At 39.5% G+C, this 12058-nt stretch carries 7 protein-coding genes; 2 read left to right on the top strand and 5 right to left on the bottom strand.

Annotated elements, in window-relative coordinates:
- Positions 1-133: 133 nt before the first annotated feature.
- The gene (locus ACN4EE_RS11415; protein WP_431706570.1) at positions 134-598 is read left to right on the top strand and encodes a hypothetical protein; all 465 of its coding nucleotides are present in this window, start codon (positions 134-136) and stop codon (positions 596-598) included.
- A gap of 43 nt (positions 599-641) precedes the next feature.
- On the opposite strand, the gene ACN4EE_RS11420 is transcribed toward ACN4EE_RS11415, so the two are convergent.
- The 4 genes from ACN4EE_RS11420 to rpsT all read right to left on the bottom strand — a co-directional run bounded on the left by ACN4EE_RS11420 (position 642) and on the right by rpsT (position 9828).
- The gene (locus tag ACN4EE_RS11420; protein WP_431706571.1) at positions 642-4997 is read right to left on the bottom strand and encodes a DNA-directed RNA polymerase subunit beta''; all 4356 of its coding nucleotides are present in this window, start codon (positions 4995-4997) and stop codon (positions 642-644) included.
- Positions 4998-5182: 185 nt separating this feature from the next.
- Complete coding sequence (rpoB, locus tag ACN4EE_RS11425) at positions 5183-8449, bottom strand: DNA-directed RNA polymerase subunit beta (RefSeq protein ID WP_431706572.1); 3267 nt, start codon at positions 8447-8449, stop codon at positions 5183-5185.
- Positions 8450-8654: 205 nt separating this feature from the next.
- Positions 8655-9431: a TatD family hydrolase gene (locus ACN4EE_RS11430; protein WP_431706573.1), complete on the bottom strand. Its 777-nt coding sequence runs from the start codon at positions 9429-9431 to the stop codon at positions 8655-8657.
- Positions 9432-9531: 100 nt separating this feature from the next.
- The gene (gene rpsT / locus ACN4EE_RS11435; RefSeq protein ID WP_431706574.1) at positions 9532-9828 is read right to left on the bottom strand and encodes a 30S ribosomal protein S20; all 297 of its coding nucleotides are present in this window, start codon (positions 9826-9828) and stop codon (positions 9532-9534) included.
- 287 nt (positions 9829-10115) lie between these two features.
- Here rpsT and ACN4EE_RS11440 point away from each other — a divergent pair, with 287 nt between their 5' ends.
- Complete coding sequence (locus tag ACN4EE_RS11440; protein WP_431706575.1) at positions 10116-11063, top strand: DUF4007 family protein; 948 nt, start codon at positions 10116-10118, stop codon at positions 11061-11063.
- Between the two features lie 44 nt (positions 11064-11107).
- On the opposite strand, the gene ACN4EE_RS11445 is transcribed toward ACN4EE_RS11440, so the two are convergent.
- Positions 11108-11977 (bottom strand): Tab2/Atab2 family RNA-binding protein, encoded by an 870-nt coding sequence (locus ACN4EE_RS11445; protein ID WP_431706576.1) that lies wholly within the window; start codon positions 11975-11977, stop codon positions 11108-11110.
- Between the last annotated feature and the right edge of the window lie 81 nt (positions 11978-12058).

The following is a 12058-nucleotide window of genomic DNA, read 5'->3' on the forward strand; positions in this document are numbered from 1 at the left end:
TGTAAGGAAAGCAATTTTTTGTAAATAAATTTTATGTATAACCTAACATAGTTTTGACCTTGCTACATTTATTCACCTGAGTCCCCAAGGGATTCTAGTGTCTAAATGAAAAACAAAGTAGGAGGTTAATTCCATGTTAGGTTTACGTTTAAGATTTCGTACTATTGCTTCTGAGCTTCGAGTTTTAAATTTCAATGCAAAAGATTTAACTGAGAAGCGTTTATTAAAGGTAGCAAAACAAGTTTATCCTGAAAGGGTCGATCGAGCCTTATTAATGCGATCGGACTTGACGGACAATATTACTTTATGGGAAATTTTAGGTATTGATGCGGTGATTCTCTTAGAAAATCAAAAGGGAGAATTAATCCGTGTGGGTGTTTCTCTTATGGATAAGGAAAAGACTGCCCGAAATCATCTTTTCTCCATGAAGAAGCAAGAGGGATGTTTATTACGAGAGGCTTTAGGTATCCAACAGTACTGGGTTTTTCTCGTCCAGTGGAAGAATTTTCCTAAAACCAAAGAGGAATGGGTTGATATTCTCTATGGTGAGATCGATCGAGAACCACCTTTTTCGGGTTGTCGTTTGATTATTTTGTAATTTGATGGAGGTGGGTAGTGCATCGCCCTACCCATAATTTTACTTAGTCTTCATCATCAAAATCATCACCATCGTGATCATCTTCATAATCATCCTCATCGAGATCATCCTCATAAAGATCGTCTCGATCGCTATAATCACTGATTAAAGCATCATCATCTAATGATTCTTCAGGGGATAGCACTCTAGCAACATGATCATCGATAATCACATCGTCTTCCACTTTCGCCATAGACAAAGGGCTAGTTTCGTCTTCAATATAATCATTGTAAGTGTTAACTGCTGGAATAGTGGGTTCAGGATCATCCCAATCCAGATGTTGATCATAGGCATTAAAACCAGTACCTGCGGGAATTAAACGCCCGATAATCACGTTTTCTTTTAAGCCTCGTAACCAATCTGACTTACCTTCGATCGCCGCTTCTGTCAATACTCTTGTGGTTTCTTGGAAACTAGCCGCCGAAATAAAGCTATCGGTGTTCAAACTAGATTTAGTGATACCCATTAACATAGGAGTATATTGAACAGGCGCACCGCCGGTAATGGACATGGTTTCGTTATCTTTTTCGATTTCTCGCAATTCCACTAATTCTCCGGGTAAACGAATGGTATCACCACCGTCATCGACTCGGACTTTAGAAGTCATCTGACGCACAATTACTTCAATATGTTTATCAGAAATGTCGATACCTTGAGATTGGTAAACCCCTTGAACTTGGTTAACTAAGAACAGTTGTGCTTTTTGTAAAGCGGCTAAAGCGGCTTCGTACATGGGCATATGTTCTTGATAGTATTCATAGAATACCTCCAAAAGTTCGTGGGGGCTAGGTAAACCATCGGTTAAAGGTTCGCCTACTTCCACTCGTTGATTATCGTTAACGATGATATTTTGGTTAGGATTCAAGGGATAATCGGAAATAGTACCGTCATCTTCAATTACTTTCACATCGATCGCTTCGTCATCACGATATTCTACTTGACAAACCCCAGGGCGACGGGATAATAAAGCTGGTTCTTTGGGTTTACGTGCTTCGAGTAATTCTTCAATTCTCGGTAAACCTTGAACAATATCCCCTGTTTTTGGTCGTTCAAATACCAGTAACACAAGGTTATCACCCCGTTGAACTAAGTCTCCCTGTTCGATGTGTAGAATCGCCCCCGCAGATACACGATAAGGACGAGCTCGACGTATTGTAACTTTTTGAAAATCTACCACTGTGATGGTGCCAGAATCAGGAGAATCATAGAATTCTGTAATAGGAGTATTTGTGGTAATATAGTCAGCTACCTTACAAAATGTTTTGTCGCTAACAATAACATTGGTATTGGTAATTTTTGTAACAACTCCAGATTTTGGTGTTGAAATATTTTTAGCGATTAAATCTCCTTCCTTAACAACATCATCAACTTTACAAGATGGTATTGAATAAAGTATTACTCTATTATCTGAGATTTCTGTTACCTTGCCAGACGTTGATACTACAACGTTTTCTGTGATTAAATCTCCTTTCTGAACAATATCATTAACTTTACAAGATGGTGTTGGATAAAGTATTAGTTGATTATCTGAGATTTCTGTAATCTTACCAGATGTTGGTGCTGTAACATTTTCTGCGATTAAATCTCCTTCTTTAACCAAATCATCAATTTTACATAAAGGTTTATCTGCAATATCTATAGTAATTGGTTCAAGATTAATGATAGTTTGTTCAAGATCGATGATAGCAGGATGTCGATCAATATTGATTAAGTCTTCATCTCTGACGACTAAAACACGACGAATAGCTTCTACCCCTTCTCGAATCCCTTGAATAATACCATCATCTAAACCAAGAATTTCTGTAGTAGCAACCACAGCACCTGGGGCAATTTCTTCTCCATCGGTGACTAAGACACGGGTAATAATATTAGAATCCATGTCCATTTCTCGGCGTAAAACCACAGATTCTAATACCACGATTTGCAAACGGAAGCCTTCCTCATCGGTTTCATGGGGTACTAACTCAATATCGGCACTCATACCCTCATGGGTTTCTAACACTAATTGAGTGGTAACAAGTTGTACGCCTTCCACACTTTTCACTCTTTCACCATCTTTGAAGAAAGTACGCAAAACAGGACGTAAATTAATTGAACCTCCTGCGGTGTTTAAGGATTCTTGAGAAGGGGATTTAGTGTTGTTATAGATTTCGTATTGAGTCATCGGACGCAATAACAAACCTATTGATCCTTCATTGGTATCCACACATTCCCCTAGGTATTCTTCCTCCGTAATTGAACCGGGGGCGATTTCTGTTCCAGCAGGGATAATTGTACCATCTCCGATCGTGGCTAAGTATTCAGGCTCTAAATCCATGTATAACTTACCCGGCTTGACGATGATTTCTCGGAGAATATCATTTTTTTGTACCACTTCCACGATACCACTGGATTGACAGAAAATATCTTTGACTACTTCTGTACCTGCTTCCACATATTGACCATCTTCTACTAATAATAGGGAGATGTCTTTGTTAATTTCGTGGCTTTCTTCGGGAATCCAAATTAAAGTACCTTCTTTGGTGACTTCATAACCCTGTTTACGGTTGCCTCGTCCGATTTCCAGACCTGCACAACGCATAATACCACCAGTGGTTGTTCTGAAGCTATCGTCAATTAATTCCGCAACAACTTGATTATTTTGTACCTTTGTACCGGGTACTACCTTTAAGGCAAATCGATCGCCCTTAGGAGTATGAATGACGTATTGTTGTTGAGTTCCATTATGTTCGAGATATACGTCAGCTTGATCTAAAGAGACAGAAGCGGTGATAATTTCAATTTCTCGACTGCCTTCTTCAAAACGACACACCCCTCCGCTTTTCGTTTTTAACTTAGTTTCTGCTAATACAGAACCCTTAGTAATTTTTTGTCCATTTTTAACTACAGGTTCAGCACCGGGAGGAAGGTTATAAACTTGCCCTGAGAGTACCCAAATTAAGCCGTTACGGGTGACGGTGGTGGTGGTGTTACCCTGTTTATCGGTTTTGCTTTCGGGGGAAATATCGGCAAAATAAACCTCTCCAGAGAGATCGGAAGATACGTCTTTGGTAACTCTTTCGGTCGATCGAGTTTTTTGAGGCATTACTTCTGCGATTAAATCCTCTACTTCGACAGTATCCCCTTGTCTAACGGCTAATAAACTACCTGCTGGAATATTGATTTTTGCATCCCCAACGAGAATATTTCCCGCAACTTCCACTAATAATTTTTGATCTCCATGACGGGTACGAGTATCCCGAACCTTGAGTTTTTTATCAAATTTGACTGTACCTGCTTTCGGTGTCGTAATACGTTGAGCAACTTCCCCAGTAAATACCCCTCCCGTGTGGAAAGTACGCATGGTTAACTGAGTACCCGGTTCACCGATCGACTGAGCGGCAATAATCCCAATGGCTTCTCCCATGTTTACCCAATCACCATGGGCTAAAGACCAACCATAACATTTTTGACACACCGATCGAGCAGTTTCGCAGGTAAGAGGAGATCTCACTTTCACTTGTTCTACAGCGTTACCAATTCTTTTCGCCAAAGATTCATCAATGGCTTGATTACGAGTACCAATAACTTCTCCAGTGGCTGGATCGATGACATCCTCACCTAAAACCCGTCCTAAAAGTCGATCGCCTAAAGGAATTAATACCCTTTCCCCGTCTTTCATGGGAAGAACCGTTACACCTCTTGTTGTACCGCAATCCGTTTCACGAATAATAACATCTTGAGAAACATCCACTAAACGACGAGTTAAATAACCAGAGTCCGCAGTACGCAACGCTGTGTCAACTAAACCTTTTCTTGCACCGTAGGAAGAAATAATATATTCTGTAACTGTTAAGCCTTCACGGAAATTAGTTTTAATGGGTAAGTCGATGATTTCCCCTTGAGGATCAGCCATCAAGCCACGCATACCAACTAACTGACGGACTTGGCTAATGTTTCCCCTTGCCCCAGAAAATGCCATCATATAGACAGAATTAAGGGGATCAGATTGACGGAAATTGCGCACTACCTCGTCTTTGAGAGATTCTGAAGTATCATTCCATGTGTCAATTACTTTTTGGAAACGTTCAACTTCGGTAATTTCTCCATTGGCATAGCGATTGAGAGTATCCTTAATAGTTGTCTCTGCTACTGCCAACATTGCTTTTTTAGCTTCGGGTACTTTTAAATCTTCCACACTGATAGACACCGCCGCCTGAGTGGCATAACGAAAACCCATAGTTTTGAGTTTGTCGCACACAGAAGCACAACGAGCAGAACCGTATTGAGTAAAGGTTTTGGAGATTAATTTTTTAAGCGCCCCTTTATCGATGACGGTGTTATAGAAGGTTTGGTTTTTTTTCTCGTTTTGATTAGCCATTTTTTCTCAATGATAGTTAACGAATGGGGAATGAGTAATAGGTAACGGTAATAGGTAATGAATAATAGACTTCGATCGAATTCAGGCTAGAAGCCTGAACCACTGGGGAAGATGTTTATTTTTACAAGATGTTTAATGAGTAATGAACAATTTGTTTCCACCTGTCCACTATTCACTATTAACTATTAATATTCGTCGTCGTCGTCTTGTCCTAAACTAGCTAGATTTTCGTAGGTAGGACGTTTGGGAGTACGATTTCCTTGTTCCATGAGGTTGATTTCTACTTCCTCCTGTCCATCTAAGACTTTGTGAACGGATACATCTAAACCGAGGGATTGTAATTCTCTCAAGAGTACTTTGAAGGATTCGGGAGTACCGGGGCGAGGAATGGTTTTGCCTTTGACGATCGCATTGAGGGCTTCATTACGTCCTTGCATATCATCAGATTTTACGGTTAGTAACTCTTGTAAAGTATAAGCCGCACCATAAGCCTCTAACGCCCATACCTCCATTTCTCCAAATCTTTGCCCTCCCTGTTGAGCTTTACCGCCGAGAGGTTGCTGGGTTACTAAGGAGTAAGGACCTGTCGATCGAGCGTGAATCTTATCATCCACAAGGTGGACTAATTTCAACATATAGGCTTTACCTACGGTGACAGGTCGATCGAACGGTTCACCAGTACGTCCGTCATAGAGTTGAATCTTACCCGGATTGTTTTCATCAAATACCCAATCTTTACCCGGTTTTTGGGAGGCTTCTTTCAATAAACCATTAACGGTATTACGAGAGGCTTCTTCGCCGTACATTTCATCAAAAGGAGTCATTTTATAACGGTAGCCTAAATGTTCACCAGCCCAACCTAAAAGACATTCAAAAACTTGACCCACATTCATACGAGAAGGCACACCCAAGGGGTTAAGAACGATGTCCACAGGTGAACCATCGGGACAATAGGGCATATCTTCCCGTGCTAAAATTCGAGAGATAATCCCTTTGTTACCGTGGCGCCCTGCCATTTTATCGCCGACTTGGATTTTGCGTTTTTGAGCAATATAGACTCTGACAACCATGTTTGCACCGGGAGGTAATTCGTCACCCTGTTCACGGGTAAACACTCGTACATAGACAACCCGTCCTTTTTCTCCATTGGGAAGACGTAAGGAGTTATCCCGCACATCTCTGGCTTTTTCGCCAAAAATCGCTCGTAATAGTTTTTCTTCTGGTGGTTGATCCGCTTCCCCTTTAGGGGTAACTTTACCCACTAAAATATCCCCTGATTCTACCCAAGCGCCCACTCGAATAATTCCTTGTTCATCAAGGTTTAAAAGGGAATCTTCCCCTACGTTGGGAATTTCACGGGTAATTTCTTCAGGTCCTAATTTTGTTTGACGGGCTTCGATTTCGTGTTTTTCGATGTGAATAGTAGTATAAATATCCTCTTGCACTAATCGCTCATTAATCAAGATAGCATCTTCGTAGTTATAACCCTCCCAAGGCATATAAGCAACGGTGATGTTATTTCCTAACGCTAATTCTCCTCCTTCGGTGGCTGAACCATCCGCTAATACTTGACCGGGTACGACTTCTTCTCCTTCATCCACTAAGGGTTTTTGGTTTAAACAAGTGTCTTGGTTCGATCGTTCGTATTTTTGGAGATTATAGACAATCTCACGATTATCCTGAGTTTTGAGCTTAATTTTTTTCGCATCGGCGTAGGTGATAGTACCGTAATCACGGGAAACAATAACCATCCCTGAATCTCGTGCAGCTTGTCCTTCTAACCCCGTACCCACCAGAGGACGTTCTGCTCGTAATAAAGGGACTGCTTGACGTTGCATATTCGATCCCATTAAGGCACGGTTAGCATCATCATGCTCTAAAAAGGGAATCATGGAGGTAGCCACAGAAACGATCTGTACAGGAGATACCGCTACATAATCCACTTGATCAGGGGATGTAGTAGAAAATTCCTGACGATAACGAATAGGTACACTTTCTCCTAAAATTACCCCATTTTCATCGGTGGACAAGTCTCCGGGGGCGACTCTTTTATCGTCTTCCTCATCGGCGGTTAAGTATTCTGGAGGTAAATCCCAACGGACTTTTCCATGTTCAACTTTGTAATAAGGAGTAGCGATAAATCCGTATTCGTTCACACGAGCATATGTTGCCAATGAGCCAATTAACCCTGCGTTGGGTCCTTCGGGAGTTTCCACAGGACAAATACGTCCGTAGTGACTAGGGTGAATATCTCGCACGGCAAAACCTGCTCTGTCTCGACTTAAACCACCCGGTCCTAAAGCTGAAATACGGCGTTTATGGGTCAATTCCGCTAGGGGGTTAGTTTGATCCATGAATTGAGATAATTGGGAAGAACCGAAAAACTCTTTAATGGCGGCAACTAAGGGTTTGGGGTTGACAAGGGCGTTAGGCTCTAGGGTGTTGGGATCTCCTACAGTCATTCTTTCTCGAATAATACGCTCTAAACGAGATAAGCCTACTCTGACTTGATTTTGTAACAATTCCCCTACACTACGCACTCGACGATTACCGAGGTGATCAATATCGTCCACTTTACCAATGTCAAATTCAAGGTTGATTAAATAGTCAACTACGCACAAAATATCTTCTACGGTGAGGACTCTGATATTTTCAGCTACATTCAACCGTAGTTTTTTATTCATTTTATACCGCCCTACTTTCCCTAAATCATAACGTTTAGCATCGAAGAAACGGGTTTCTAATAATGCTTGTCCACCGCTTACGGTAGGGGGTTCACCCGGTCGCAGTTTACGATATAGCTCCATCAAGGCTTCATCGGTGCTAGGATTACCTTCTTTTTCTAAGGTTTTCTCATAAAATTCGGGGTGTCTGAGTCGATCGAGAATCTCACGATCGGTTAATCCCATAGCCTTTAACAGCACTTGAGCGGAGATTTTGCGAGTTTTATCGATTCTTACCCATACAACGCCGTGTTTGTCGGTTTCAAATTTTAACCATGCTCCACGATTAGGAATGACGGAGGCGGAGTAGGTTCTTTTACCGTTTTTGTCTAATTCTGACTTAAAATACACCCCCGGCGATCGAACTATTTGATTGACAATGACTCTTTCTGCTCCATTAATCAAGAATGTACCTCGATCGGTCATTAACGGTAAATCGCCAATATATACTTCTTTTTCTTTACGTTCCCCCGTTTCTTTGTTTAATAGTAGTGTGGATACATAAATTTGGACACCATAAGTGGCATCTCTTTTTTTTGCTTCCTCGATGTTATATTTTGGTTCTTTGAGGCGATATTTGTCGGCGAGGAAGTGTAATTCGAGTTTACCAGCATAGTCGGTGATAGGGGTAAAACTGTTGAGTTCTTCAATAATACCATGCTCTAAAAACCATTTGTAACTAGAGCGTTGAATTTCGATTAAATCTGGTAACAGTTCTTGATTTGTCATAAGTCAGTTGTCAATTATCGATTGTGTGATAGTCCTAGGATGTGGGAGTTTTTTAAAATTCACTATAGTAGGTTACAATAGTTGCTGTTCACAAAAACTCAATAACATACAAAAGTGTTGTTAAAGATGATACTTAGAGGAATCTATTTATAATGTTATTAAGTGAGCATTTTTTCCAAGAAATTTTTTTGTGAGTGTACTATTTTTAAATATTGAATAACCTACAAGCATTATCATAGGTTTGTTGCGCGATCGAACTCAATGATTCTCCCCTAATTTGTGCTAGTTTTTCGGCAACATGAATAACATAGGAGGGTTCGTTTCTTTTTCCTCTATGGGGTGAGGGGGCAAGAAAAGGGCAATCGGTTTCAATCAAAAGTCGATCGTCAGGTACAATAGAAGCACTAGCTTGTACTGTTTTGGCACTTTTAAAAGTAACAACACCACTAAAACTGATGTACATTCCCAAATCTAAAAACCATTGAGTTTCTTCGGGATTTCCAGCCCAGCAGTGCATTACTCCCGTCACTTGTCCTTTTTCGTCCATAAATTTAGACAACATTTTCTGTAGAGTACTAGCCGCATCCCTACAGTGAATAATAACTGGTTTATTCAATTGTCGAGCAATGTCCAACTGTTGCCAAAAAACTTCTTTTTGTAGTTCTTGTTGGTCATCTTTATAAAAATCCAATCCCATCTCACCAATAGCCACAACCTTATCATAAGATTTAGCTGATTGTAGAATTTGTTGGTAGGTTTTTTCTCCTTGCCATTTTTGAGCATCTAAAGGATGTAAACCTACTGAACAATACAATTGAGGGAATTGCAAAGACAACTGTTTAATACTCTCAAATTCGTCAGGATAGACACAGGAGTGAACTAATTTACTAACTCCTGCGGACTGCCAACGAGCTGATACTAAATCCAAATCCTCTTTGAATGAATCAAAGTTTATATGAACATGGGTATCTATTAGTTGCATTATGAATCAATGATTGAGTGGTGATGGATTTTGCCCCTCGTATAAAATTATTGGGGGAATCATAATTATAACAGAAATGTGCCTATATTATGATTACATTTTAGGCGGCTTGGGGCAGGGCATTTTTCAATGCTTTTGCTAATCTAGCTTTTTTTCTAGCAGCGTTGTTTTTATGATAAACTCCTCTTTTAACCGCTTTATCGATTTTGCTGTAAGCTACCGACATGGCAGTATTAACTACCTGTAATTGTTCTTCGCTAGGGGCAGAAGCATAAGCATCCACTGCGAGGAAGTATTTTTTCATCAAGGTTTTAACCGCAGATTTGTAAGCCTTGTTACGCATACGGTTACGTTCGTTGATTTCGATTCTTTTGAGTGCAGATTTTGAGTTAGCCACTATCTTATTCTTATATCCGTTACTTGATTAAATATAGTTTTTTGTTTTAAGACATTCAAATTATCTATTTTAACTTCGATCGGTACTATTGACAAGGGGTTATTTTTTTTGAGGTGCTGAAAAAGTATTTTGATGAGGGTAGGTATCAGGTATCAGGTGTCAGGTTAAAGAATGAAAAATCAAGCTATCATCATTTTTCCCAGAATTCAATGAATCATCCAATTTTGATAGAAAAAATCATATTATTATTATAGACTTATAAAGTCATACTAAAATAATCTTGAACTATGCAGACTAATTTGGAGTTAAATCTCTTAGAAAATGCCGTAACTCCTACTTTTGCCCGTCATGAGACTTTTCATCCTCGTTGGGGGTGGTTAAAGAAGGGTTTTGATACGGCTTCGAGTGACTGTAAAATTTTCAATCAGGAAGATGCACCTGTCAAATTAGGAGTGGGGAAAAATATGGTTCGATCGATGCGTTATTGGTGTTATACCTTTAAAGTTATTGATGAAGATGATACTCCATCAGACTTTGGGCATAATCTGTTAGGTGTGAATGGTTGGGATACCTATTTAGAAAATCCTGCTTCTTTGTGGTTATTACATTGGCATTTACTTAAACCCACTTGTAACGCTGGTGCTTGGTATTATACCTTTAATCTTTTCAATCAAAACGAGTTTAAAAAGGAAGATTTACTCAAGGGTTTAACGAGTTATCTGCAAGAATTGAATAAAACCGTGGCGGAATCCTCCTTAATCAAAGATATTAACTGTATTTTGCGAATGTATGTGGAATCAGATAACGATAATATCAATTTTGTGGAGGATTCGATCGACTGCCCTTTTACTGAGTTAGGATTAATTTATCAGCCCAAAAATAGCAATTATTACCATTTTCGCTTCGGAAGTAAACCTAATTTACCTCCTGAAATAATTGTGGCAACTTGTTTAGAATACGCCAGTTGGGTAAGCAAAAATCAATCTACTATTACCATTTCCCGTTTACTTTATGACAAGGGAAGCCCCGGCACTATATTCAAACTATCAGAAGAAGCTATTTATTCAGCCATTGAAGCGGTATGCCGTCAGGAATCATCTTTATTTTTAGCGGATACGGCAGGTTTAGTGCAACTATCCTTTGAAAAAAATCCCCTTGATTTAGCCTATCAAATGCTCGATCGTTTTTATGGTAAAGGAAAAGAAAGAAGTTATATCCTCATCTCCTATTCATAAAGACCTTTCGATCGTATAAACCAATTATACTTTTTATACTCCCCCTAATTATCCATCAATAGCCAAAAACCAGCAAAAGACTCTGATTCAGGAGATGATTGTATGGCTAAAAAGTGTACTCCGTTAGCTTCTTTTTTTGCCTTTTCAAAACCTTCACCTTCAGCTAAAGTACTTTTATCGGTGAGGTTAGCTAAAATCCAACTGTCACTCACTCCCGTTTCTAAACAGATTTTGGGAAATTCGCCTTTTTCTAATCTTAAATAACCTAATTCTAATCCTGACATCCATCCTGCGAGGGGTAATGATCGAACTGAGAAAATAATCAATCCGGGTATGATAGTATCAGGTTGAATATTAGCCATAGTTAAAGGATAGGCTTCTGTAAAACCAATATCCCATTCTTTCATGTCGCTAAAATCTTCCCCTCGAAGGCTTACTAATGCCCATTTATCCTTTTTATCACCTTTTACTGCATCAGGGAGATTAATGGCATTGTTTTGAGGATATTGTACCGATGTTGTTTGAGCCGATTTTTCGTCATAGCCTGATTGTTGAGGGTAAAAGTCTCTACTTCTTTCTTCTAACCATTGATTTAAAGCGTAGGTATGACGGGAAGGAAATACTGGAATTTGTGCTAATTCACAACCTTTGATAATCATATTATTCATCTGACGGCGGAAGAAGCGTATTTTACTAGGAGTATCCCCTGATTCTTGTATCGCAGTTTCGATCGCTTTTTGTAAGGTGATAGAATTTACTTCATTATTAGAACAAAACTGGGAATAACGAAATAAAGAGTTAATATCAGTATCGATCGAACTGGGACTTTCACAAATAAGAATTTCCCATAATTTCTTCTTATTTTCATCTAAAATCGGTCGTGAGTAGAAATCTAATTCCCAAATTTTGCCCATTTTACAATTATTGATAGTACTGACAGAGTGATTTTATCATAATATCGCCATAAAAGAGAGAGGGGGGAGAGGGGGGAGAGG

This window comes from Geminocystis sp. CENA526 (genome assembly GCF_050753365.1).
Lineage (GTDB): Bacteria > Cyanobacteriota > Cyanobacteriia > Cyanobacteriales > Cyanobacteriaceae > Geminocystis.

What these genes read in the sequence shown, in the direction of transcription:
- ACN4EE_RS11430 (WP_431706573.1), bottom strand. Translation starts at nt 9,431, where the DNA reads ATGCAACTAATAGATACCCATGTTCATATAAACTTTGATTCATTCAAA.
- ACN4EE_RS11445 (WP_431706576.1), bottom strand. Translation starts at nt 11,977, where the DNA reads ATGGGCAAAATTTGGGAATTAGATTTCTACTCACGACCGATTTTAGAT.
- ACN4EE_RS11420 (WP_431706571.1), bottom strand. Translation starts at nt 4,997, where the DNA reads ATGGCTAATCAAAACGAGAAAAAAAACCAAACCTTCTATAACACCGTC.
- rpoB (WP_431706572.1), bottom strand. Translation starts at nt 8,449, where the DNA reads ATGACAAATCAAGAACTGTTACCAGATTTAATCGAAATTCAACGCTCT.
- ACN4EE_RS11440 (WP_431706575.1), top strand. Translation starts at nt 10,116, where the DNA reads ATGCAGACTAATTTGGAGTTAAATCTCTTAGAAAATGCCGTAACTCCT.
- ACN4EE_RS11415 (WP_431706570.1), top strand. Translation starts at nt 134, where the DNA reads ATGTTAGGTTTACGTTTAAGATTTCGTACTATTGCTTCTGAGCTTCGA.